Source organism: Parafrankia elaeagni, assembly GCF_000374165.1.
In the GTDB taxonomy this organism is placed as follows: domain Bacteria; phylum Actinomycetota; class Actinomycetes; order Frankiales; family Frankiaceae; genus Parafrankia; species Parafrankia elaeagni.
The window spans coordinates 10,176-37,144 of the sequence record NZ_KB893722.1 but is presented as its reverse complement, the minus strand read 5'-3'; the positions used below and the strand labels follow the sequence as shown (position 1 = coordinate 37,144).

Here is a 26,969-nt window from a genome sequence, read left to right as displayed (position 1 = left end):
CGCATGGCGGTGCCCATTCTCGTCAAAGACGAGGTAACCACCAACGCGATGATCGTCGCGTTCGACAAATGCCAGGACGAGTGTGCCGTCATCGCCCAGACGGTCGCCACCGCGGAGGTCGAGATCGGCATCCACTGGGGCGGTGTGGCGGCGAACGAGTACCGCAATGCCATGCGGAACTGGATGGACGGTTTCACCAAGGTGCAGCAGGGGCTCAACATGCTCAACGCGTCGATGGCCGAATACGCCAAGATCACTGACATCGCCGACGACGAGGCGCTGCAGGCCGGCTCCGGCTGGGCTCTCCCGCCGGTGGCCGGCCAGCCGAGGGTCGGCGCGACCACGTTCACCACGGGTCGGTGACGCGGTCATGGCCACGTACAACTTCAACCCGAACGGTGCTCTCGACACCGCCGACGAGCTCGCCAAGGTCCACACCCTGCTGATGGCCTCGCTGGACGACCTGGAGGTGAAGATCGCCACCTTCCTGACCGCCAACGAAGGAAAGGCACCGGAGGTCTACCTGCAGGCGCAGAGCCTCTGGAACGAGGGCCAGGCGCAGATGAGCGCCTCGATCGCCGACGGCACGAAACGCCTGGGCTGGATCCACGACAACTACCTGCTCGGTGACCTCAAGGGAGCTGTCGCCTTCGGCGACGGCATCTCCATCTGACAGCCGGCCGACCGTATACGGCTGCTTCTCGCACGGCTGTTCCGCCGCCGTGCACGGACCGCCCGGCGGGCCCGCGCACCCCTCCCGACCGCGGGCCCGACCGGGCAACTCTCTCGCCCAGTGACCGAAACAGACGGTAGGCGCCGACATGCAGCTGGAATTCAGCGACCAGAGGCTCACAGCCTGGAACAAAAAGTACGGCGATATGGTGGCCGAGATCGACACCCGGTCGGTCGGCTACCAGTGGGATCCCCACGAGCGGGCCTTCCTCTCCCTGGGTGAGCCCTTCCCGCTGAAGATCGGCAGTGGCGGTTTCGTGCAGGGCGTGGCCCTCCTGAAGGCGCTGGACACCACCCGGCAGAAGATCGTCGAACGGATGGGTGTCGTCCATTCCGGTGCGTATGGCATCACCTGGGGCACGCAGTACCTCCTCGAGGAGACGGACTCGGTGGAGGAGCGGAACGCCATGACCGCCAGCGAGTTCGGCTCGTACTTCCCCACAGGCGGCGGCTCCGGCGGCGGCTCCGGCGGCGGGGGCGGTGGCGTCGGCGGTGGTGCGGGCGGTGGCGGCCTTCCCGCTCCGGGAGGTGGTTCCGGCGCGGGCACACCGCCCGGAGCGGGAACGGGCGCCTGACGATGGCGGTCGGTGACGAGGGGAAGATCGAGGACGTCGTCAGGGAGGTCTTCGGTCACACCCTCGGTGCGGGAAGCACGGGCGGCCAGGGCGCGGCTACGCCCGGCGGTGGGGGCCAGCAGGCGGGCCCGGGTGGCGTTCTCGACACTCAGCTGCGCCCGGACACCATCCGGTCGGCGGGTCCGCCCTGGCTGATCGCCGAGCCACACGACGAGGAATACAAGGTCAGCGGCAGCAGCAAGCCGGCCCTCATCGAGAACTCGATCGTCTTCTGGCGGTGGATGACCAATGACTGGTCCTCGAACATCGAATGGGTCCGGGTGTGGTTCGGCGCGAAGGACGGCGGGTCCACAGGGAGTTCATCGAACCCGCCGCAGGCCGACGGAACCAACCCGCTCCAGAAGATCGGCAGCGCCTGGGAGAACCTCCGGGTCATGCTGCAGGCGCTGGCCGGTGGTGGTCCGGAATCCGTGTTCGACGTGCGGACCCTGGAGGGCGTCAGCCTCGCGCTCCAGGGTATCGCCGCTTTCGCTCAGACCGTCTATGACGGCCTGAGCGTCGACATCACCGGCATCGATACGAAGTCGGTGGAGTTCTCCGGTTCCGCCGCGCAGGCCTTCCGGAACCGGGTGTGGGAGGCCCGCCGTGGCGTTGTCGACCTGGCGCGTGAGATCAAGAAGTGGGAGCTTCCGCTCCAGGACTCGCTCGCCTCCGCACGGGCGTTCCTGACCCAGCTCGACCTCGACCTCCGCTACTGGCAGGGCGAGCAGGTCGACGCGCGGCCGCTGCCGGCCGGCGAGCCGAAAGGGGTCTGGGTCCAGCCCTACCTCCTGCTCGCCGCGATGTTCAACGGTGCCAATGTGTTCGACACCTACGACCCCACCAACCGGAACGCCTCCGGTGGCCTGTGGGAGGCCAAACACATCCGCGGCGCGCGGGGTCTGCACGAGGGCAATGTTGGCTTTGATGATATCTGGGGCGAGATGTACATCCGCTTCCCGGAGTGGAGCGGTGTCGTCGGAGATTTTCCGGTGCTGCGCGAGCCGTCGTGGGTGGCCATCGACCAGGCTGTCCGGACGAACTGGGCGAACCGGGTGCAGAACAGCTTCGCGCCGACATTGGAAAAAGCGAAGAAAATGCGGGCCGAGTTCGCCCGGACGGCGTCCCTCATCAGGCTGCCGGCGATGCCCCCCAGCCGGCCGGCCGGCCCGCCGGGAAGCGGTGCACCGGGCTCCGGTGACCTCGGCGACTTCCTCGAGGATCTGAACGAGAACATGGGTGCCGGTTTCAAGGGCCTCAATGAGAACATGGGTTTGGGGCTGGGCGACCTCGCAAGCGGGATCGGCAAGGGTCTCGGCGGTCTGAACGACAACCTGGGGGATGGCTTCGGAAGCCTCGGCGGCCTCGGCGCGGGTGGTGGCCTTGGTGGTCTCGGGGGTGGTGGTGGCCTCGGTGGTCTGGAGGGTGGTCTCGGGGGTGGCGGCGGCCTCGGGGGTCTGGAGGGTGGTCTCGGGGGCGGTGGTGTCGGTGGTGCTCTCGGGCCCGTCCTCGGCGGCGGTGGCGTCGGTGGGCTTGGCGGCCTCGGCGGCGGCACCGGCGGCCAGTCGGGAACTGGCACTGGTTTCGGTGGCCTGGGCGGTGGGTCCCTGGGGAGGCCGAGCAGTCTGGGTGACCTGACCCCGGCCCAGCTCGGCGAGCTGGCGGACGCGGGGCTGCTCGACTCCCACCCGCTGACCCCCGCCCAGGCCGAGGCGCTGCGCGAGGCTGGCTTCGACACCGACGGCCTGCGCAATCTCGGCGACCTCACCCCCGAGCAGCTCGGGACCCTGCAACGGGCCGGCCTGCTGGACGGCCTCCCGCTCGGCGGCGCGGATCTGGAGGCCCTTCGTGACGCGGGCCTGCTCCCCCCGGGCACCTCAGGGCTGGGCGGAGGACCGGAGGTTCCGCGGTTCGGTGGCGGAGGCCTGGGCGGGCTGCCCGGACCCACGCCGAGCACGCAGTTCCCCACCAGGATCGACGGTCTGGACGTGACTCCGGTGTCGCCCGGCGGCGCAGGCTCGGGGACGGCGGTCGGGGACATCCGCCAGCCGATGGCCCGGTCCGTCGGCAGCGCCGGCGGTGGGTTCGGCACGGCCGGCGTCAACCTGCCCGGCACGGAGGGCCTCATCATCCCCGGTGTGGGCACGGGACCGGCCGCGGGCGGAACCGGCGCCGCGGCCGCCGGCCAGGCGGGCGGGATGCCATTCATGCCCATGCCGATGGGCATGGGCGGCGGGGCACCGATGGGGGGCGGGGGCCAGTCACGGGAACGCCAGCGCAACACCTGGCTGACCGAGGACGAGGAGGTCTGGGGCACCGATCCCGTGTGCGGCCCGGCCGTCGTCGGCCGCGAGGACACCCCGACGCAGGACGACTCCCCGTACCGCGACCCGGCTCTGCCCACCCCGGCACCCGGCCGGGGCGGCCGGGTCCGTCGGCGCTGACCAGCCCGGCCGGCCTGCGATCCGGACGACACAGGAGAAGACCCGATGAGTCAGATCGACGACGACATGATGGAGACCGCGCTCACCAGCCTGGCCCGCACCGGCGAGGTCGCGCAGCGCATGATGCGGGAAGGTGACGATGTCACCTCGCGCGCCAGCGACAAGAACAAGATGGTGACCGTCACAGTGGGCGGTCACGGCACCCTCAAGAATATCTCTTTCCGTGGTGACGGGTACCGGGATCTGCCGCCGGCCGAACTCGCCGACATTCTGGTGAAGACCATCGAGCGGGCCCGTCAGAAGGCGCGGGACCGGGCGGTGGCCATGGTCCGGGACCTCCTGAGCGACGTGCCGGTCGTCGGGCGTGACCTCCCGCGGCCCGAGACCGCCGACGAGTTCATGTCGGAACTCTTCGACATGTTCACGAGGAACGTTCCGGACGCCGCAGGCCGGCCGGACGGGCCGGGTGTTCCCGACAGGAAGGGAAACTGGACGTGAGCGGCGAGCCGCTGTGGCACGACGGCGACGCGATCGGGGAGAAGGTACCGGCGCTGTTCTCCTTCCAGAGCGCCCTCGTCCTCTTCGGACTGAAGCTCACGGAGACGCTCGCCGAGCACCCGTTCGCCGCGGGTGTGGAGGACGAGATGTCGGAAACCGCGGGGAAGACCTTCAAAAGGCTGATCGACTCGTTCGAGAAGATCTTCGGTGCGCTCGGCGAGGCGGTCGGTCTTCAGGGCGACCGGCTGCAGGTCGTGCGTGCCATCGGTGAGCAGACCGAGGGCGACGCGACGGCGCTCGGCGGCAGCTGGGGCGGGTCCGGCGGCGGGTCCCGCGGCTGAGGTCCCACTACCCGGGGCGTTGGTCAGGCTGGGCCGCGCCCCGGGGAGGCGGTGCCCACGGGTGACGGAGGGAGGGGCAGCGGGTGGCCGATTCGTTGGACAACGCGGTGCTCGCGTTCACCGGCATGCGGCTGCCCCAGGCCGACACGAGGATGATGTGGGCGCTGGCCTCGATTCTCGATGCCTACGGTGACCAGGTCATCAACGGTCTCTCCCAGGACCTGAGGGAGCTCGTCCGCTCGGTGCAGGCGTCCGTCGGCGGCAGCCCGGGGCGGAAGTTCGTGGACCAGACCTCCAGGTTCGTCATCGACCCCCCGCATCTGCTGCCGCAGGGCGGGCTCCTGCTCAAGTCCGGCGCGAAAGGGCTGGACAGCACGGCGCTGGAAATGGACTACATGCGCACGCAGGGCATCACGATGTTCGCCTTCATGATGGCCCAGATCCTGGAGGCACTGGCCGAGGGATTCTTCGGCATCGGAATCGCGATCGCCCTCGCGGAGTACTACCGGTGGTACCTCCGCACTGTCCTGATCTTTCTCGCGTCGCGGGTGGAGCTCCGCGTTCTGCTGATGCAGATGCTCTTCATGCCGGGTTCCTCCCTCATCGCCATGATCGACCAGATCGTGGATGGCAGGCGGAAGGGGGTGGACACCAAGGAACTCGGCCGCATGACCCTGCATGCGCTGGTCGGAACGGCGACCACGCTCGTCAGCCTGCCGTTCATGTCGAAGGCGACCACAGCGTTCGACGATTTTCTCAAGAAAGTGGGGGTAGCCGGCGGCGTCGACAACTTCGCGGCCGGCCTGACCAACGCCAGCCTGTGGTCGATCATTCAGGAGACCAGCGCCGAGTTCCTCGGTTCCGGCCTGGTGGACGGCAAGTGGCAGGTCAACGTGTCCGCCGTGTGGTCGGCCGTCGCCGAGGCCGCCGGGGAGTTCCTCGGCAACCGGGCTGGTCGGGCCGGGCGCGGTCTGCTCGGCGGACCGAACGTCAACCCGAACACCGCGGACCCCACATCGGCGGGAGGAGCCGGCCTGGGCGTCGGCACGGGCCTCGGCACGGGCGTCGGCACGGGCCTCGGCGCCGGTGTCGGTGTCGGTACGGGGCTGGGCGTCAATCCGGGTCCGGGCCCAGCCGTGGGCCCGGACCCGGGTCCATCTGCGGGTCCATCTGCGGGAACAGCTTCGGGTCCAGCCCCGGGCCCGGAGCGAGCGGGGGTTCCAGATCCGAACGGGTTGATTCCGTCGGATGCGAATGCGTCGAGTATCGGGGAGCCCGACGGGCGGTCGGTGACGTCGGATCCCGCTGCGCGGAGCGTGACCGGCCTGTTCGGCGACGAGGTTCCGGATCCCGCGGTGCTCCCGGCCGGGACGGGCGGGAACGCGGAGCTGAAAGGCGGGACGGGTGATCCGTCCGTCCTGCCGGATGGTGACCGGCCTGCCGTCGGCGGGCCGGAGGCGGGAAGCGGCGTCCGCGGCGACGCGTCCCCACCCGACGGGGCAGGTCTCGTCGCGGTGGTTCCCGACACCGGGCGCGACGGCAGCCCGGGGCCGGTCCCGGACAACCCGGGTTCGCCTGCCCCACTTCCGCCGTCCGGGGACCCGGACGCGGGAGCCGGCGTGCCGCCCCCCGATCCGAACACCCTTTCCGGTCCGCCCGCCGGCGACCTGCCCTCCGGCCCGCCCAGTGACCCGCCGGACCCACCCGACCCAGGTACGGGATGGGCACCATCACCCGAGGGCCGGGCCGCCATCGAGCCTTCAACCCCGACCGGCACGGTGGCTGGCGCCGGTGGGGACGGGCTGGTTCTCCCGGGTGATCCGGCCGGCCCGGATCCGGGACACCCGGGCACCGTCGACCCGGCGGGCAGTCTGGCGGTCAACGAGTCGGCCGGCCCGGACGGCGTGATCCCGGATGCATCCGCCGCCACGCCCACACCGTCGCCGCTGGCAGGCCAGCCCACGCCGACCCCGCCCGTCCCGCCCGTCCCGCCCGTGCTGGCACCGGTTGTTCCGCTCACCGCCTCCGCACCCGCACTTCCCCAGGCGGCGGGTCTTCAGGCCTCGCTTCCAGCGGCGTCCCCTCCCGTGACGTCCCCTCCCGTGACGTTGCCTCCCGTGACATCGCTACCTGCGGCGTCGCTCCCCGCGGCGTCGGCTCCCAGCGGCCCGTCCGCCAGCGGCCCGCAGCCGCTCGGGCAGTGGGCCACGCCGGCGATCGAGGCACCGGCGTCGTTGGGAGCGTCCGCCGCGGAACCTGACGGGACCGCTGTCCTGGCGATGGCCCCCAGGGAGGGTGAGGTACTGGAGCCGCGCCCACCCGAGGATCTCGCCCCTGAGATGACGGCGATGCTGCGCGGCGACGCGCCGGGCCGCGGGGAGCCGACGACCGCTGCCTACTGGATCAACCTCGTGAGGTCGGTGCGGAACCACTTCGGGGACCCGGATCTGTTCGGCCGCTTCACCGACGACCAGATCCGGGCGGAGTACCAGCGCCAGGTCGCGGCGCCGGGCGGCGCCAAGAGGACGGAACGGCATCTCGTCGAGCGGACCGCCTGGGTGCTCGCGACCGGGCGCCCCCCGGGGCTGCCGGGCGGGGCGCGGCCCGGCGAGCAACCCGCCGGTGGATCATCCACGCAGGGGCAGAACGAACCGACGGGCGAACCGTCCTCCGCAGTGCGGACCGGTCCGTCCGTTTCGCGTGGCGGGCTTGACGCCGTCAGGTTCACGATGGTCGTGCCGGAGGGCAGGCGGTCGTTCGGCGGACGGGATCCGGAGTTCCTGCTGCTGGGTCGGTTCGCCGACCAGGTCCACCACGAGGTGGTGGCGCGCCTCCGTGACGGTCGTTCTCCGGTGCGGGTGATCCTGGAGATCGCCCAGGGCGGCGGGTGGTTCCAGTCCGGTCCGGACAGCGCGGCGACGGAGCTGGCCGATCTGGTCCGGTCTCAGCTGCGGTCGTTCCTCGGCCGTGGCTGGAGCCAGGTCGGTCTGCCGGTGGAGGTCGTGGAGATCGAGGTCCGCGCCTCGGCGCGGCCGGCGTCGCGGAACCCCCGGCAGATCTCCGGCCGGCTGACCACGGCCGACAGCGCGGGCGAGGCCGGCGGCGGGAGCGCCGTCGCGGGCGGATCGGTCGGGGCCGGGCCGGCCGGCGCGTGGCGGGGCAGGTACACCGTCGAGGCGGATCCGCGGCGTGGGGTCGTCCATGCCCCCGGGGCGCCGGAGTCGGCCGTGGTCGCCGGCACCGTTGTCTCGCCGCCTGGTGTGGTCACGGTCGTGCTGCCGCGCAACGCCCGCGGCGAGCTGGGCCTGCCCCGGCGCGGCACCGTCGACGGGGCGCCCGACCGACTGTCGGTCGCGGTGTTCCGGGAGCTGCTGGCGGAGGCGGGCTGGCGGGGCGGCCCGGTCCAGCTCTGGGCCCCGCCCGTGTCGGGGCCCGGCCAGGGCTGGCCACTGCTGGCGGCCCAGATGCAGATCTTCGGGGAGGCGCTGAACACCGAGATCTGGCTGCCGGAGCACGGCAGCGGCCAGCAGTTCGCCTCGGGCAGCATGCGGGTCAGCGCCGGCCGGGGGTGGCGCGTTCTCGGCGCACACGCGTTGCCGGGCCCGGTTCCCGGCGGGGCCGTCCGTCCACCGGTCTGGCTTGAGTCGGCCGCCGAGGGCGTGTTGGCGCCGGCCGCCGGCCGCCGGCCGGTCCGCTGGCAGGGCGGTGCCGCGTGGATGACGCTGCCGGAGTACCTCGACCTGCGGTCCCACCCCTCCCGCCCGGGCGAGGCGCGCACCGGCTTCTTCGAGATCGTCGACAGCGCGGGCGACGGTCCCTTCGGCGGGATGCGGCCGGATTCGGTGGAGGCCGTCCGGCGGGTGCTGCGGGGGGTGGGCTACCGGCCAGGCCAGGACCTGCGGATCTGGACGCGGCACGGGATCGGCGACTGGCAGCCGCTCCTGGACCGCCTCGCCCGCGCAGAGAACATCGAGATCGTCGTACCGGCCGAGGACACTGTCGCGGTCGAGGCGGACGGCGGCGTGGCGTGGAGCGGTGAGCCGCGGCCGGTCGGCCCGGACGGCACCGTGGGCTCCTGGCAGGTGACGGGCCCGCTCGGGCGGCTGGACCTGGGCGGGCGGGGCTCGGGGGGGCAGCTGGACCAGGCCGGGCGGGGCCCGCGGGGCGGGTTGGCGCGGGCCCGCGGTGCGCGGGCCGCCGCTGGCGGGAGCTCGGCTCCCCGCCGGTTCGACGCCCGCTTCGCGGCCGACCCGGCGGGTGGTCCGGCGGGTGGTCCGGTTCCGCCGGTCACCGACGCGGCGGGCCGGCGCTGGCCGGCGGGCGCCGTCGCCTGGGTGTCGACGAACCCGACCGGCCTCGGCGCTCCGACCCCGGAGCTGGTCCGTGCCCGGGGCGGCAGTCTGTCGCCCTACTCCCGCCCCTACCTGGGAGGTGTCCTCGGAGTCGAGCTTCCGGTGCTGGCGGACGGGCGCCTGGGGGTGGGGCTCGGGAACGGAGACGCGCGAACGTTCGACCCGGCGGAGGTCGCCGGCGCGGCTCGGCTCCTCGCGTCGCGCGGTGTCGAGCTGGTCGTGCTCTGGGCGCAGCCGCCCGCGGGCGCGGCGGAGTACGGCAGGTTCCTGAACGACGTCGGCGCCCTGGCCACCGAGTTCGACACACCGGTGATCCACCTCATCCGGGGTGCCGGTATGTCTCCGGTCCACGACAGCGATTCGTCACCGGGGCTGGGGCCGCTGCCCGGGCCCCGGGCAGGCCTCGCTTTCGCCTATCCCGACCGCACGGCGGACGATCCCCCGCCGCTCGTGGTGAGGATCGGTCCGGGTGGTGCGCTCGTCCGCCGGCGCGACCTCGGCCCCGAGCTGGGGGTCTACGGGGACGGGCTCCTGCTGTTCGGGGCACGTGACCAGGGCGAAAGCACGCTGCCTTCCCACCTGGACAGTGTCATGCGGACGATGCGCGCCGGGCCCGGCCGTCTTCCGCTGGTGGCCGTGCACACCGTGCGGGGATATCCGTCGTGGCGTCCGGACCGGCTCGTGCCGCTCACCGCGGACGAGGTGCTGAGACCGCTGCGGACCCGGCGTGCGCCTGCCACGCCGGTCCGGCTGGTCGCGTCGGCGGAGCCGGCGGAAGAGAACACCCTCGACACGTTCGCCCTGTGGATGTCGCGGGGCTACGAGGAGCAGCCGGTCTTCCTCGGCCGTGGCGCCCGGTTCGATCCGGTTCTCGCGGATTTCGTCGCGGCGCGGTGGCTTCCCCACCTCCTCCCATCGGCTGTGCGGCGGCCGGGGGAGTACACGCGGGACAGCGCGACCGGGCAGCTGGTGCCGACGGGACATCCGTTCGAGCCGGCGGAGACGAGTGCCTGGGAATGGTATGTGCGGGGGGCACAGGTCTCCGAGCTGTCGGTGCGGCCGCTCGCCGACGGCGACGGCGTCTACGGCCTTGACCTGCGGCCACCCTCCGAACGGGAGACGGTGCCCCTGCGGCGGCCGGGTGCGTTCCTGGTGGTGGCCGACGGCGGTCTCGGAGTCGTCTCCGGGCACCGTGGTGGCCTGCCGATCCGGATCCCGGCCGAGCAGCTCGCGGCCGTGATCGCCGCCCACCGGCCAGCGGGCGCGGCTGCGGGTGTGGGTGTGGGTGCGATCGACCCGGTCCATCTGGCCGTGGGCGGGCTGACGCGCCCGGCCGGCAGCGCCCTGTTCGACCCCGGCTATCCGGCGCTGCTCGGCGCCGAGCTCGGGCAGCCGGTGTTCGCCACGAGCGACCCCGAGCCGCACGCGGCGTCCGTCACCTGGCGGGAGGCACCCGCGATCCGGGCGCGGACACTGCCCGAGGGGCTCGGCGCCGGGCTGGACCTGACACAGGGGACCGCGTGGGAGCCCGACACCAGCGAGCAGGTCCGCCAGGCGGTGGGGGCGGGGAGATACCCGGTGCTCGTCGGGAGCGACCAGGACGGCCGGCTGACGCTGGCGACGGCCACCGGTCCGCGGCCGACCTCGCCGCACGCCCTCGCCCGGCTGATCGCCGCGGCGATGGCGGCACACGGCCTCGACCCGGCCGTCACCCCGGTGGAACTGATCGTCCCCGGATGGGCGGCCGCGCCTGGCGCCCTGGCAGGAACGTACGCGACGCGCAAACGGCGTTTCGCCGAGGAGACCCTCACCCTGATCACCATGCTGCCGGTGGGGTCGGCCGACGTCCTGGGGCAGGCTCCGCCGGCGTACGCGGAACCGGAACCCGCACCGGAACCCGCACCCGCGGTGACCTCGTCGGCGGCCGTGTCGGCCGATGCCCTGGGGCAGGACCCGCCGGCCTACGCGGAGTTCACCCGCGATGCTCCTCCGCCTGCCCCGGAGACGCCCCAGCCGGACGCCGGTAACCCACCCACGGAGGCGGACGGTTCCGGCTCGGCGTCGCCGGACGTGACCACGGTTGTCCTGCCGCGCGATGCGCAGGGCACGTTGGGACTGCCCCGGCGCGGCGGCCCGCCCGGCGGTCTCGACCGGCCTTCGGTCGCGTCGCCGGCCGAGGCGCCTGCGTCGCTGGCCGCGGGGCCGTCCGTGCTGCCTGAGCGGCTCCGCTCGCTGTCGGACGCCGACTGGCGTGGGGTGCTGCAGGATGTGCGCAACCATTTCCGGCATTTCGGGGACCCGGACCTGTTCACCGGCTTCGGCGACGCGCGGATCCGGGAGGAGATCGAAGGCCAGGCCGTGGCCCCCGGCGGCTCCCAGCGGACGATCAGCCAGCTGGTCGAGCGCACCGCCCACCTGCTGCTGACCGGACGCGTGCCCGGGCTGCCGGGCGGCACGCGACCCGACGAGCAACCCGCCGGCGGATCCTCCTCCCAGGCGCGGAACGAACCGGCTGCCGACCTGGAGGCGGTGGCCGACCGGGTGCGCCTGCCGGCGGGGGTGACCGGGGTGTTCCTGCCGCGGCTGGACAGCGGTGAGCTGGCTGTGCCGGGTGCTGTGCCGGGTGAGGACGGCGGGCCGCGCGCGCCGACGGCCCAGGAGCTGACCGAGCGGGTGGCAGCGAGGGGCTGGCGAGGTGGGCCGCTCGTGGTGTGGGCGCCTGCGCAGGGCCGTCCTTCGGAGGCCCGGCGGTGGGAGGCGCTGGCGAACCAGCTGCGGCCCATGGCGGCGGAGCTCGGGACGGAGATCTGGTTCCCCGCCCGGGGAGCTCGCCAGGACGTCACGGGCGACGGCCGGCTGCGGGTGACGCCCGGCGCGGGAGCGTCCCGACCCGCCGGCGGCCGACTCTGGGAGGTCGTCAGACCACCGGTGAGCCTCCCGCCACCGGCGGGCACCGTCGTTACGCCGCACTGGCTCGACGAGAACGACGACGGGGCGCTGGCGGTTGCCGACCAGTACCGCCCTGTCCGGTGGCGCGGTGGTGTGCTGGAAACCGACCTGCAGTCGTACCTGAACCTGCGACCGCGGCTGCGTCGGCTGGCAGCGGCCGACACCGGCTTCTTCGAGGTCGCGCCGTCGGTCCAGGGAATCTTCTCCCGTCCGCCGAACGCCGGGACGGTGCAGGGTTTCGTCGGTAAGTTCGAGCGTATCCTGAACGGATTCGGGTACCAACAGGGCCAGGACATCAGGATCCACTTCGACGGCGACCGGATAGCCGAGTGGCGACCGCTCCTGACCCAGTTCGCCGAGCGCTTCAGCATAGAGATCGTGATCCCGGCGGCGGGCAGCTCGGTTCCGTTCCTCAGAGCTGGCGGCGGCGATGCCGCGACGCCTGCGGGTGAGGTCCGCGCCATTGCCCGCAACGGGGATGGCGGCGACTGGACGGTGCTCGGGCCGTTGGCCGCCCAGCACAGCAGATGGCAGCCGGAAGGCGGCGTGGTGCGGCCCCGGCAGCAGAACACGGTGGCCGTCCTGCCGTCGGGAATGTGGGGATTCTCCTCCGCCGGGTACGTCCGCGGCGTGGTCGAGTTGCAGCGGCGGGGCGCGCCGCAGCCGACCTTCTTCGAAGCGGGTGGCCTGCTGACCGCTCGGGCTCCCGACGGCCGCGTGGAGTTCCGGTCCGATCGGCTCGACGGGACGGCGGCGTCCTTCTCGCCGGCGCAGCTCGCCGGCCAGCTGCGGGCACTGCCCGCCTGGCAGCACCGGCCGATCGTCGTGATCCCCCGTCGGTTCTACGGCCGGACCGGTCGGCCGCCGGTGTGGGACCGGGACACCGAGGTGGCGGCGTGGCGGGAGGTGAGCAGCATCCTGGGGGTGGCGGTGTTCCTGCCGGAGGCGCGGGCCGACGACGTCTCCCTGAGCGGCCGGCCAACCGTCCACCTCGCCGACGGCAGCCCGGGCACGTGGGAGGACGTCTCTCCACCTCGACCTCGACCGCCGGCCCCGCCGCTGCCGCCGGCCGCCGGCCCCGCGCCGTCGACCGGGCCGGGGCAGACATCCCGGAACGAGGGAGCCGCGGCGTCAGCCGCGCCGCCCACGGTGCCCGTCCTCCCCCCGCCGGCTCCGTCACCGGCGTCCGTCGCCGCCGGCCGCGAGTTCGTCGATGTCGCATGGCCCGCCGGCGGAATCTTCGCGATCCCGGCCGACGAGGTGCCCCCGGACCAGTTCGTCGAGGGCTTCACCGAGTTCCTCACCTGGCTCGGCTACCGGGGGGGCCGGGACATCCGGGACATCCGGATCCTCGGGAACGGGCACGTTCTTGCTCCCTGGCGCGGGCACCTGACCCAGTACTCCCGCCTCACCGGCGTCGAGATCCTGGTGCCGGCGGTGGGCAGCGTCGCCACCGCGGGCGGCCCGGTGTTCCAGGGCCGGGTGACGGCAGTCGGCGTGCAGGGCGGGGCCGGCCGCTGGGACGCGCTGACGGCCGCGGGCTCCAGCAGGTGGATGTCGGTCGACGGCGCGTCCGTGCTCCGGCCGGACTCGGCGTTCGCCAGGTTCGGCTGGGGAACGCACGCGGTGGATCCTCGGCGGTACGCCGCCGGGGTGGCGGGCCTGTTGACCCGGCGCCAGACCCAGCCCGAGGTCTACGAGATGGTGGGTGTGCGGGTCCGGCGCACCGGCGCCGGCTCCCCGCAGTTCGTCGTGGACCTGCTCGATGGTGCCTTGAGCGAACTCTCCGTCGACCAGATGGCGGAACGCCTGCGGGTCGGGGGTTCCTGGCAGCGCCGGGCCCTCGCGGTGACACCTCGTGCCCTGTCGACCGCGGCTTTTCCCGGGGAGGCGGTCGACTGGCCCCTCGAGCGTGCGGCGTGGCGGGCGGTGGGCGCGGCCCTGGGGGTGCCGGTGTTCCTGCCATCCACCGACACCGCGGCGGTGGACCTGCGCGGTGTGCCGACCGTGACGGGACCGGGCGGCCGTCCCAGCCGGTGGGAGACGGTGCACACCGTGCCGGGGGAGCCGATGGTTCCGCTGGCCACCGACCTCGCCGGCCGGCTGTGGCGGTCGGACCGCCCGGCCTGGCTGGAGGCGGCGGGCGGCGGGCTCGCGGCCCCGTCCGCGAGGCTCGTCACCGGCCGGGGCGGCCTGCTGACAGCCTTCGATCCCGGCCACCCGGCGGGGGCGGGGGCCTTCTCTCTGGAACTTTCCGTTCTCCCCGCCGGGGAACTGGCTGTCGGGCTGGGGGACGGGAGCGAGCGGCGCGCGGATCTGGAGGAGGTGGCGGCCCGGATCCGCGAGGCCGCGCGCCGGTCGGAGATCGCGCGGGAGATCGAGGCGCGGCGGGTGCGGGACTTCCTGGATGGCGCCGCGGAGACCACCGAGCGGGACGCCGTCGCGGAGGTCGTCGAGGGGGAGGATCTCGGCACGCGGGACGCGGTCGGGACGGTGGTGCTCTGGTCGCGGCCGCCGGCGGACGAGTCCGCGTACGACGTCTTCCGGCAGGACGTCCAGCGGCTGGCCGACGTGCTCGGGCGGCCGGTGATGTACCTGCGCCGAGGCGCGGTCCCGCTCATGTCCGACGACGGGACGGGCGGCCCGCCCAGGACGGCCCCGGCCCGCGCGGAGGATCTGCTCGTCGCGTACCCGGCCGGGGCATCCACCGAGAGCGCCGCGCGCCGGGGCGGGCGGCCGCCAGGGTACCAGATCGCGCGCGACGGCCAGCTCGTCCAGCGGTGGGACAACCCCGACCTCGATCCCGAGGGCCTGGGAGTGGGGGTCTACTCGTACGGGTCGCTGCTGTTCGGGAGGTACGCCGGCGGTCAGCCCCCGGTGACCGTCGACGAGTGGATGGCGACGTCCCTGGCGCGTGATCCGAGCGGCCTTCCCCTGGTGGGCGTGCACGCCGTGGACGGGGCACCGTCCTGGCGCCCGGACCGGCTGGTGCCGTTGAGCGCGGAGCAGGTGGTGTCCTGGCTGCGCGCGGCACGGACGGAGGGACGGCCGGCCACACCGGTCCGGCTGTTCGCGGCGAGCGGCGGGGAGCCCGCGGCCGCGTTCCTGGGGCTTGCCGCCCGGATCGCGGAGCTCAACGAGAACCAGCCGGTGTTCGTCGCCCGCGGGGTCCTGTTCGACCATGATCTCGGAGGTTTCGTCGCCAGTGAGTGGGTTCTGGTCCGCGGTCCCGCCGGCGGACGGGTCGGCGGGCCGGTGGGGTTCGTCGGGGACAGCCTGACCAGGCAGCTGGTACCGGCCGGCCATCCCTTCGAGCTGCCCGGCCACGACCCGTCGGAGTGGTACGCGGCCGGGATGAGCCCTGCCGGCCTGGACGTCCGGGAGCTGCGGGACGGCACCGGGGAGTACGGCGTCGACCTGACCGGGGGAGGTGAGACGCCGCCCCCGAGGATCCCGGGCGAGTACGTCGTCGCGGCGCGCGCCAGCTGGGACGGCGTCCTCGGCGGCTGGGTGGGAGGCCGGCTGGCGACCCCCTCGGGCGGGCGCCTGAGCACTCCGGTCTTCGTCCCGCCCGAGCAGCTCGCCGCGCTGGTCCGTGCCCGGCCGGCCGCGGCAGGACTGCCGGTCCGGCTGATCGCCCATCCGGAACTTGTGACGGAGGAGGGCCGGCGTGGCCTCACCTACGAGGAGCGGCTGGCCGCCGAGCTCGGCGGAGAGGTGCGCACGGCGGGCACCGTGAACGACATCCAGGTGAGCACCCTGCCCGGAGACGGGGGGATCAACCTGGCCGCGGCTGGCGCACCCGACGGCGCCACGGACGACCATCGGTGGGCGGTCCTGGCCGCGGGCGGCTTCCCGGTGATCGTCGGTAGCCTCCCGGACGGCAGGCTGGGCCTGGAGGCGGGTGACGTCACCGTCGCGTCGACTCCCCACGGCATCGCTCGACAGATCTCCCTCCAGCTGGCGAGCCGGGGGGTGGACCCGGCCGCCACGCAGCCGTGGCTGGTCGTGGTCGGGCCGGAGGAGTTCGCCGACCACGGGCCGCGGTCGGCCGACTACGCGGTCCGGCTCGCGCGGTTCGTCGAGGAGACCGACCGCTGGTTCCGGACGATGCCGCCCGCTCAGAGCCGCCCCGCGGGGCAGCCCGCATCCGCGCAGCCCGCATCCGCGCAGCCCGCATCCGCGCAGCCCGCTCCCGCGCCCGGCGCGCCTGGTCCGGTGGGCCTGCGGTGGGGTCTTCCGCCCGGAGCCGGGCTCGTCGAGGACAGCGTGACCGGGCGGGCGGCGGATGACAGTTCCGCGTTCGCCGAACTGGATCTTTCGACGTCGTACACGGACGGGGTGGAGATCCGCGACCTGCGGGTGGCCGTGTTGGCCGACGGCCGGGGGCGGTACGGGATCGACCTGCGGACGGGCGACTCGGAGGAGGAGCGGATGCCCGCGCCCCCCCGGGACGGCCGCTGGTTCGTGGTGCTGGCCGATGGTGGGCCTGAGGGCGTCGTCGGCTATCGCCCTGACGAGCAGGGCGTATTCCAGCAGGTTCCCCTCGCCCCCGAGCTGCTCGCCAGGCTGGTGGAGCAGCAGTGGGGTGACAGTGACGCCATTGCCATCGTCCTGGTCGTGGACCCGGACGGTCCGCCACGGCCGCCCTACCGGGGGATCGAGCACGCGTCGCTGGTCAGCGACGTTCTGCCGCTCCCGGTGTTCACACCGGTGTGGGCACGTGCGGACGACGGGTCGGCGACCGCCAGCTGGCGGCCGGCGCCCCGCGTTCTGCGGCGGGATCTACCGGCGTCCCTGACCTCCTCGGGTGGCCCCGGTCTTGACCTGGCCGGAGCCGACAGGTGGGACGCCTCCGCGGCCGGGCGGGCCCAGGCGGTGCTGGCCGGCGGCGGGTTCCCGGTGGTCGTCGAGAGCTATCCCGACGGCAGGCTGGGGCTCACCACGTCGGACGGCCCCCGTCCGGCGACTCCCTACGTGGTCGCCTGGTCGATCGCGCGCGGGATGACCGAACGGGCGCGGGACCCGCTGGCCACCCCGCCGTGGCTCATCGTGGTACGACCGTCGGTGCCCGAGGGGGGCACGCCGCCACCCGCCGAGTACGGCAGGCGCCTGGAGTGGTTCGTCCAGGAGATGCACCGCGACCTGGTGACGATTGCCGGCCACTGGTCGGCCGAGGGCGGTCCCCCCGCCCTCCACCCGCCGGAGCCGGCCGCGGTGGCCCCGCGGGAGGCGGATCCGGCCGGCTGGTACACGTCCGGCACCAGGATCTCCGACCTGCGGATCTGGCCGCTGGTCGACGGCGAGGGGCTCTACGGGATCGACCTGACCGGGGGGCACGCCGAGGTGTCACCGCCGCGGCGGCCGGGTCAGTTCACGGTGCTGGTGGAGGGCGGCCCCGCCGGCGCGGTCGGGTATCGGCCGGCTGCCCGGCCGGTCGCGCTGCCCGCCGAGCAGCTGGCGGCGATGCTCGACTTCCTGTGGGCCGGCTCGGGCGAGACATTCGGGGACGTACGGCTGGTACTGACCCGGTCGGACGCCGACGGTGGTCCGTACCACGGGGTTCACTACGCGGTCCGGGTGGGCGCCGAGCTGCCGGATGTGCCGGTGCTCGCCACCACACTGGCGGCCGAGTCCACCGGCGGAGACGGCGCGTGGCGGGTGCCGGAGGTGCTGGCCGGCTCCGCCGTACGCGGAGGGCTGAACCTGGCCTCCCTGGTGGTGGACGAAGCCACCCGCCGCCGGATCGAGGCGGCAGCCGCGCGTTTCCGGCTGCCGGTGGTCGTCGAGAGCCATCCGGACGGCCGGCTGGGGCTGGTCGTCCTCTCGGACGGCGCAGCCGTCTCCCTCGCCGCGACGCCCCACGACGTGGCCCGCCAGATCGTCCTCGCGCTGGCCGCGGACGCGGACAGGCGCCACCCCGGCGGTCAGGCGGCACGGCCCGGGACCGCGCTGTCAGGTACCTGGACCGTGGACGTGGTCACGTTCCCGCTCGTCGGGTTCCTTCCGGGTGACCCGCGGGCGGGTGGCTACGAGGAGCGGGTCGCGCGGTTCGTCGAGGAGACGACCGCGCTGGTCCGGTCGCTCCCGTTCGCGCGGGCCGAGCTGCTGCCGGAGGAGGCCGAGGCGCTGCGGTGGACCCGCGACGCGCTGCGGGACGTCCGGCTGGCGCTGCGCGGGGACCCGGTCTTCGTCGGCGGCCAGCCGGCCACGGCTGCCCTGCCGGAACCCGACAGTGCACCCGGGCGAACCGAGGCGCCCCGGGATCCCTACCTGCCGCGGGCCTCCGGCCCGTCGCCGCGCCTGCCTTCCGTTCCCGGCCCGGCTCCCGCTCCCGGCCCCGCTGCCGGCCTGCCTTCCGTTCCCGGCCTGCCTTCTGCGCCCGGCCTGCCGCCCGGGCACGGCGTGGTCTTCGCCGGCGAGCTCGCCGAGATCGCCGGCCAGCTGGACCCGGTCCCGAATGTGACCACTGTGCTCTGGCCGCGCCTTGCCGGCGGGGAGCTGGCCGCAGCCGGTCCCGCCGAAGCCGCGGGCCCGGCCCCGCTGTCGGACGACGCGTTCGCGCAGCTGCTGCGTGCGGCCGGCTGGCAGGGCGGTCCGGTCCAGCTCTGGGCGCCGCCTCAGCCCGGATCGCCTGCGGAGGCCGGGACGCGGTGGGACGCGCTGCGCGCGCAGGCGCGGGCCTTCGCCGAGCACCTCGGCACCGAGATCTGGCTGCCGGCGAGGAACGGCCGCCAGGAGATGACGGACGGTCGTCTCCGGGTCGTCTCGGACAGCGGCGTCACCTGGGAGGTGGTGGCTCCGCGCGCTCAGGCGGGTGGGCTGTCGGCGGGGATCCCGCGTGGTGCCGTCGTCGCGCCGAGGTGGCTGGCCCCTGCGCCCGACGGCACGCTCGTGTCGGCCCGGGGCGGTGCGCCGGTGCGATGGCACAGCGGTCTGGCGTCCGTGACGCTGCCCGAGTTCCTGCGCTGGCGGCCGGCGTTCCACCAGCTCGCCGCGGTTGACACCGGGCTGTTCGACGTGCTTCTGCCGCGAAGCCAGGGGGGTCTGGGCGTCGTGAGCCCGGAGGCCGGGCCCGCGGCGGACAGGAGTCCAGCCGACAGGAGTCCAGCCGACTGGAGTTCGGGCCAGGCCTCGGCCCGGCCGCCTGCCGACCAGAGGGACCTCGAGGCGTTCCTCTCCGCGCACGGCTGGCGGCCGGGCCAGGACGTCAGGATCTGGACGCCGGACGGACCAGGCCGTTCACGGTCCACGGTGGCGGATCTCGCCCGCGGGCTCGGGGTCGAGGTGATCGTTCTCGCGGCGGGCAGCGAGGTCGCCGTCGGCGGGGACGGCGGGGTCCTCTCCGACGGGCAGGTCCGGGCACGTGACAGGGCCGGTCGGCCGGGCCGCTGGAGCGCGCTCGGGCCGCTGGCGGATCTGGGTCTGAGCAGGTGGGTCTCCGACGCCCAGGGGGCGGTGCGGCCCCGGCCGGGCGACGCCGTGATCGAACAGCCCGGGCGGGTCACCTTCACCGACCCGTCTACCTTCGCTGCCCAGGCACCCGGGTTGTTCGCTCCCGGCCACCGGCAGCCGGTCCGGCGTGACGATGTGTTCGAGGTGCGGGGAGCGCGGGTCCGGACCGACCAGGGCGGCAGGCCCGCGTTCGAGGTGAGCGCCTTCGACGGCACGACCCGGACCATCCCCCCCGACCGGATGCCGGATCTGCTGTACCGACACGGCTGGCGGGACCACGAGGTGCCGCTCGCGGTGACTCCGCTCGGCCAGTCCGCCCAGGTGCGGGACCGGAACCTGGAGCTGCGCGCCTGGGCGGAGGTGGGCGCGGCGGCCGGTGCGTTCGTGTTCGCGCCGGCCGCCGACGGCGGCTCGCCGCACGAGGTCGACTCCCTGACCCTCCGGGTGGAGACCGGCGACGGCGGGTCGGCCCCCGGGCGATGGAAGGTGGTGTTCGCGCCCGGGAGGCTCGCCGTCCCGCTGGTGACGGACCCGGTCGGAGGACTGAGGCCGCCCCGGGAGGCCGCCTGGCTGCGGATGGCGGACAACGGCCTCGCCGCGCCCACCGGCGCGATGGCGGCGCGACACTGGACGCGGTACACCAGCGACGATCTCGGCTACCCGAGCGGCGCGGGAGTGTTCGCGCTCGATCTTCCTGTTCGCGCCGGCGGCCGGCTTGGAGTCACGCTGGGCGACGGAACGGTCGTGGAGGCCCCGCTCGACGAGATCGTGACGGCCGCCCACCGCCGCGCCCGGGGGACGATCACGGAGGTGGTGCTGTGGTCGGTACCCCCCGCGGACGCGGACGCCCACGCGGTGTTCACCGCGCACGTCGCCGAACTGGCCAACAGGTGGCGGCGCCCCGTCGCCCATGTCCGCCGGCACACCGACCCGCTCGCGACCCGCTTCGCGCCGGGCAGCGCACTGGGGCCCTCGGGCCGGGAACCGGCCGAGCGTCCGGCCGCCGCCGAGCTGGTGTTCACCTACCCGGACCAGCCCGTTACGCCGCCCCCGACCTACCTGGCGGTCGCGGCCGGCCCCGCAGCGCCGCGCTATCCCGGCCCGGGCGGCGTCATCGACGCGTGGCCCGTCGGTCCTGCGCGGGTGATGCCTGTCCCGCAGTGGGTTCCCTACGACGGGGACGGTCTGGTCACGGCGGTGCTGCACAGCGCGGCACTGCAGCATCCCGGGTCCGCCCCCGCGGACCTCTACGGGCTGCTGGTCCAGGCGCCGGGCCCGGTGGCCGCGGCGGTGCGGTTCTTTCTGGATGGCCCTCGCGCCCCGGCGGGGCTCGACATCACCGGCGTCGACCGGCTGACGGCGGACCGGGCGGCGATCGCCGACGCACTCAGGCTGCATCTGCTCTGGCTGGGGTCGGACAGTGTCAGCGCGAGTGGCCGCCTCGGCGACCCGACCGTCGCCGTCCACGACGCCGGACCGGAGTCGGTGGTCGGCCGCCACCTCGCGCTGTGGCCGTCGCGCGGCCTCGGTCACTGGCCCCGGGGAACCCCGTTCCCCGCGCCGCTTCCCGGCGAACCGCGGCCGCCCGCCGACGAGACGGACGAGACCGTGTCGCGGGCCTTCGACATCCTGAGCGGTATCTCCGCGGGGACGTGGCCGGCGGGCGGCCCGGCCGGAACACCGACCTCGCTGTCCGCGGAGTCCTCGCCGGACGCCATGGACATCGACGGAGACGTCCTGGACGGTGTCTCCGCGGGGACGTGGCCGTGGCCGGCGGCCGGGACACCGTCCCCGCTGTCTCCGGAGCCCGCCTATGAGTCCCCGGACATCTCGGACCTCATGGACCTAGACGCGGACGCCATCACGCCGGCTCCGTCCGCGGCCGACGTCCTCGTCACCGGCTCGGGTCTGTATGCCGTCGACCGCCGGCAGCCTGACCGCATGCGCTCCGAGTGGGCGGGCGACGGCCGCCGGAGGGATGACGTCTTCGAGGTCGGTGGCCTGCTGGTGCGGGGCGACGACCACGGTGGCGTGGAGTTCGTCGTCGACCGGCCGGACGGGCCGCCGCACGTGCTGCCGCCGGAGCGGATGCCCGCCTTCCTGCGCGCCCACGGCTGGAACCGGCAGCCGATCGCGGTGATCCCCCGCCGGTTCCTGTTCGGTGACTCCTCGCTGGAGTGGGACCCGGTCCTGGAGGCGCGGGCGTGGGCGGAGGCGGGCAGCGCCGACGGGGACATGTCCGTGTTCGCGCCGGAGCCGGGCACCACCGAGGTGGATCTCTCCGACCATCCGGCGCTGCGCGGTGCCTTCGGGGACGCCGGCCGCTGGGAGCTGGTCGCCGGGCCCGAGGGACGGCAGCCACCCCTGGGCACGGACGCGGCCGGGCGGCTGTGGCCGCCGGGTGAGGTGATGTGGCTGCGCGCGGGGCCGGGCGGCCTCGGGGCACCGTCCGCCGAGGTGGTGCGGCGGCGGGGAGGCCGTCCCGAGGCGTTCTTCCGCCCCTACGCCCCGGAGTCGTCCGCGCTCGGCCTCGAACTCGCCGTGCTCGACGACGGGCGGCTCGGGGTGGGGCTCGGCGACGGCGGCACCCGCCCGTTCGATCCGGCGGAGGTCGTCGAGCGGTCCGAGGCGGAGAGGCCGGACGAGATCGCGACGGTGGTGCTGTGGTCGCAACCACCGGCCGACGAGGGACGGTACGCGGTCTTCCAGGACGACGTACGCCGGCTCGCTACAGAGTTCGGCGCGCCGGTGATCCAGGTCGGCCGCGGCGTCGAACCGTCCCCGGTGAACAACAGCGCGAGCGGCGGGCGCGGCCCGCTCCCCGCCCCGCGCGACGACCTCGTGGTCATCCGCCCGGACGGGACGGAGGAGAGCGGCGCCGCGGTCCCGTCACTGATCGACGACGACGGGCTGTTCGTCGGCCTGAACGCGGGCGCCGCCGCGGACGCGGCCTGGCTCGCCTACCGGGTGGCCGAGCGGGACTTCTCCCTGGCGCAGGCGCGCTACCACCAGCTGCATCCCGACTCGCGGGGCGACCGGGGAGAAGGAACGTCCGCGACCGGTGCCGGCGGGGGCAAGGCGCCCGCCACGCCCGCCCAGCTCCAGGCCGGTCTCGATCTGGACGGTGCGGCGGCCCGGCTGCGGGAGGCGCAGGACGGCCTCGACCGGCTCGGTCTCGATGCCGAGGCGCTGCGGGCAGCGGATCAGAATGCGCTGCGGCTGTCTCTGCTGGAACGCCCGCGCCTGCCCGGCGGCGCCCGGCCGACGGACACCCGCGAGCCCGGCGCGGCCGGCCCGGTCACCGCCGGAGATCAGACCGAGGAAGGCCTGCCCGTGCGGGGGCCGCACGGTGTGCGGCTCGGTGCCCTGGAGATCGACGTGTCCGCCGGGACGGCGACCCTCACCCGGCCGGACGGCATCGTCGAGGAGTTCGCCTACCGGCCGTTGGAGGGTGGGGGTCACCAGATCACCGATCGGCTGGACGGATCATGGCGCCGGTTCGACGTGGGCGGTGATCTGATCGGACTGCGTCTCGACGTCGACACCCGCGGCGGTGCCCCCGCCGGATTCCTGGAGATCGACCTACCGGCCAGCACGGCCATCCTGACCAGGGACGGCATCGTCGAAGAGTTCGCCTACCGGCCGTTGGAGGGTGGGGGTCACCAGATCACCGATCGGCTGGACGGATCATGGCGCCGGTTCGACGTGGGCGGTGATCTGATCGGACTGCGTCTCGACGTCGACACCCGCGGCGGTGCCCCCGCCGGATTCCTGGAGATCGACCTACCGGCCAGCACGGCCATCCTGACCAGGGACGGCATCGTCGAAGAGTTCGCCTACCGGCGGTTGGAGGGCGGTCACCGGATCACCGATCCGCTGGACCGGTCCTGGCGCGACTTCGACGACTCCGGAGCGCTTATCGCCGAACGACTCGGCACGCAGGACGCACATGGTGATGACTTCGGGTACCTGGTGGTCGACCACGTCACCCGCGGAGGCTTTCACACCGACCTCGGCGGCCCCGACCGTAGATGGGATATGCAGGTCACTGACGGCGAAAGTCTAAGTCTGACCAGCCCGGACGGGAGCCTGCACCGATTCACCGCCGACGGCGTTCTCCAGGAGGAGAACATCTTCCTGCTGGACCTGGCCGGCAGAAATCTCCGGAGGAGCCTCTTCGTCCGTAGGGACGACGACGGCAACGACGTTCTCATCCTGACTCACTGGATCGCGGGCAATCTGGAGGAAGTCCCGAACGTGCAGGTGTCCCGGGAGCCGGGCGTCGGCTTCCGGATCACCGATACGGGCTTCAGCGGTCACCGGGGAGACTTCCAGATCATCGATCACGCCGGTGATCTCTGGTCCGAGTCAATTCGAATCGTCGATGGTGGACCCCGCGACTCCGCCCCGCTCGGCGACGCGTATGTCGTCGACTACGAGGCGGACACGTGGGTCCGGGTGGCTGTCGGCCCCGGCCCGGGGGGCGGGCAGCCTGAGGCCGCGCCCGCGGCGGCACCGGACGCACCGTTGCGGAGGTACGGCGGAAGGGGCATCGTGGTGGTCGAGTGGGACGGCACGCTACGGCTTTTCGGCGCTGCCGGCGCCGCGGTCTACTCGCGCGAGCCGTTGAACAGCCGGACCTACCCGGTCAGGACCGTCGAGACCTTCCAGCGGGCCGATGGGAGACGGCACTGGATCGAGTGGGACGGGCACGGTGGCGGCCTCCTCGGCAGGCATGCTCGCGAAGGTGCGCGGGTCTACTCCGACCTGGCCGAGGGCAGGCTGTGGTGGGACGAACAGGGCCTCTTCGGCAAGGTGCGGGAGTACCGGCAGACAGCGGACGGCGGCCTGATCCGCGCCGATCGTCTCGCGGACGAGTCCTGGCGCTGGTACCGGTTCAACCGGCACGGCACTCTCACGCACGAAGGGGTCCGTGAGAAGACGTGGAACCGGAACTGGGAGGACGTCCTCGTCACCCCGGACGGCGACCGGCTGGTGCCGCACCGGTACAGCTCGGCACTCAACTTGCTCTCCAGGGCGCTGCACTACCAGGAGAACAGGATCGTCCTGGACGAGGAGTCCGGCGGCTACCGCCTCGACGAGAACTACCAGAAGTTCTCGCCCCAGCTCAAGGACGTCGGCAGCCTCGAGGTTATCGAGGACGGGCACCGGCTGAAGACCAGGCGGTGGGCCGAGCAACGCCCCCCGGACGTGCTGTGGAAAACCCCGGAGAGCATTCCCGGTTTTTTTGACAGGACAGCGGCGCGGCTGTTCGGGTTGTGGCCGTTCAGCTGGCTGTTCGAGAGCTCCCTCGGAGCGGTTGACTTCCCCAATCCTGGATGGATTATGGGAGACTCGCGCTTCCAGGTCTTCAAATGGACCGAGACCGGTGCCGATGGTGTCGAGGTGTCTACCGGGGTGCGAACAGTGACCCCGGACGGTGCCTTCTCCGACTTCACCCGTGGCGGCCTGTTCGTTCGCGGCATGATCAGGCTGGAAAACGGCAACACCGTCGAGATCGGCCGAGCGGCGGACCGTGGATGGGCCGCACTCGAAGGCGCTGAACCGAATCCGGGGGCGCGCACCCTCGACTGGCGCGAGCTGGACAAGGAAAAATTGATGGTCCGGTCCGGTCGGCGGACCTTTGCCGCGGATGGGAAACGCTGGGTCGACACGGTTTCCGACATCGGGGAGAACAGGATAGTCGACACGGTTTCCGACATCGGGGAGAACAGGATAGTCGACACGGTTTCCGACATCGGGGAGAACAGGATATATGTCCCGCGGGGCTTCAGGATTGTCCGGTGGGCCGACCGGCAGGGGAACGTCATCACCGTGCACCGTCCCCATGCGCGGCCGGAACCGGAGCAACCGTACGACCCGCGGGTGATCAGGATCGTCACCCGCAACACCATGGGGCAGATCGTCGGCCGCGCGGATCTGTGGGCACCCGCCGCGCCGAACCCGGTGCAGCCGGGCATGATCGAGGTCTCGGCCCACGGCGATCCACAGACCGGCGAGTGGTCCTGGACCGACAGCATCGGCGGGAGCGGCACGCGGATCAGCGGGCGCAACGAGCGTTGGACCGGTGCCTGGGACGACTCCTTCCACGATCTGCGGACCGGGGACGACGGGTCGGTCGAGCGGATCCGTGACTTCCGGTCGCTGGACAAGGGCCGTTCTCTCGCGGCGCAGCGGATGTCCGACGGGACGTGGCACTCCGAGATCCGCGACACCGAGGGCTCTCCGGTACCGGGCTCCGCTGCCCGGCGCTTCTGGCTGCATCCGGACGCACAGTGGCTGCCCACCGTGCCGCGAGGCGTCCGCCCGCAACGCTGGGAGGACCGGGACGGGGACGGGAACATCCTGCGCGAGCTTGCCCACGGCCGCGTGCGTCAGTACGACCCGCCGCGTCCGCCGGACCGGCCGGTCGGCTGGGGCACCTGGAAGGAGTTCGACTACGGAGCCGTCTTCCGTCAGCGCAGGGACCTGGGCGACGGGGTCTTCCGCGAGTCCGAGAGTTTCCACAAGCAGTGGCGGGAGACCGACGTCGACGGCCGGCTGCTGCGTTACCGCTCCCTGTCCGGAACCGTGTGGGAACGCAGCCCGCTGAACCGCTGGTCCATCCAGCACTCGAACTTCACCCTGGTCGGCCGCGAGTTCGAGTACCGCGGCCGGATGAGCGAGCTCCGCGGCAAGAACCGCATGTGGCGGGAGACGAACCGGCTCCAGTACAAGGCGGTCGACGGGCTCGTCGGCGAGTTCGTCGGCTCCGTCCGGAAGATCGCGCAGAAGGCGTCGCTGGACTTCGCCCAGGAACTCGTCATCGACTTCGCCGCGCAGGTGATGGTGGCCGCCATGTTCAACCGGGGAAAGCTCACCGAGCCCGACTACCTGCGAGCGCTGGTCGGGGCGGCGATCGGCAGCTTCCTGAAGACCGCGAACAGCGCCTACCACGACTGGCAGGGCGGTGGGCTCAAGGGCTTCAAGGACGGCCTCGCCAATGTCGACGGCGGGAAGGACTACAACCGCAACCCGTACAACCAGGACAAGCACTGGGACAACGAGTGGGCCGGCACGGAGAACCCGCCCCGGTGGCGGACGATCGGCTACGACTACCTCCAGACGACCCTTCTCATGGGATTCGTCGCCGCCTTCGTCGCCACGACGGTGAATGCCGCCGCGTTCGGCCTGCCCAAGGACTTCATCCCGCTCTCCGGCGCCAGAGCGGCACGTGCCGGCGCCTGGGGCGGCGCCGGGGCCGTCGGAGTGGCCCTCGCGTTCGGCCTGGCGCGGACCCTGCTGCACTCGGCCGGCTCCGGGCGGGTCTTCCACCGAGGTGGGCTCTCCGACATCATCATTTCGTTCATCGAACGAGGGTTTGAACGAGCCCTGGGCACCTACCTGACCCTGCGCGCGTTGAACCTGCTCCCGCAGCAGAACGTGCAGCCGCCGCCAACCGCCGCGTCACCCGCCCGCTTCTGAGCACGCGCCGCAGACCCCGGCGACCACGCCGGATGACCCCGGGACGCGGACGGTGAACCGGTCGGGACGTTCCGTACGTGTCCCTGGGCAGTGGGGCGG

General features: G+C 73.3%; 7 protein-coding genes. All 7 read left to right on the top strand.

The genetic code is table 11. The features are described 5' to 3' along the window. Nucleotides 1-3 precede the first annotated feature (3 nt). The 7 genes from B207_RS0114290 (at nucleotide 4) to B207_RS0114260 (ending at nucleotide 26,870) form a co-directional block, all read left to right on the top strand. Entirely contained in the window at nucleotides 4-363 is a 360-nt protein-coding gene (locus B207_RS0114290; protein WP_018637228.1) for a WXG100 family type VII secretion target, read from the top strand. A 7-nt stretch (nucleotides 364-370) separates the two neighbouring features. Continuing rightward, nucleotides 371-673 (top strand): hypothetical protein, encoded by a 303-nt coding sequence (locus B207_RS0114285; RefSeq protein ID WP_018637227.1) that lies wholly within the window; start codon nucleotides 371-373, stop codon nucleotides 671-673. Between the two features lie 205 nt (nucleotides 674-878). Further along, nucleotides 879-1,307 (top strand): hypothetical protein, encoded by a 429-nt coding sequence (locus tag B207_RS39750; RefSeq protein ID WP_154675345.1) that lies wholly within the window; start codon nucleotides 879-881, stop codon nucleotides 1,305-1,307. A 2-nt stretch (nucleotides 1,308-1,309) separates the two neighbouring features. Next, nucleotides 1,310-3,790, top strand: coding sequence for a hypothetical protein (locus tag B207_RS39745; RefSeq protein ID WP_026311051.1), 2,481 nt, complete (start codon nucleotides 1,310-1,312; stop codon nucleotides 3,788-3,790). Nucleotides 3,791-3,835: 45 nt separating this feature from the next. Continuing rightward, nucleotides 3,836-4,288 (top strand): YbaB/EbfC family nucleoid-associated protein, encoded by a 453-nt coding sequence (locus B207_RS0114270; RefSeq protein ID WP_018637225.1) that lies wholly within the window; start codon nucleotides 3,836-3,838, stop codon nucleotides 4,286-4,288. Further along, nucleotides 4,285-4,629, top strand: a complete 345-nt coding sequence (locus tag B207_RS0114265; protein WP_018637224.1) for a hypothetical protein — start codon at nucleotides 4,285-4,287, stop codon at nucleotides 4,627-4,629. Before B207_RS0114270 ends, B207_RS0114265 begins: the two co-directional genes overlap by 4 nt. Nucleotides 4,630-4,712: 83 nt before the next feature. After that, nucleotides 4,713-26,870: a hypothetical protein gene (locus B207_RS0114260; protein ID WP_026311050.1), complete on the top strand. Its 22,158-nt coding sequence runs from the start codon at nucleotides 4,713-4,715 to the stop codon at nucleotides 26,868-26,870. Nucleotides 26,871-26,969 lie beyond the last annotated feature (99 nt).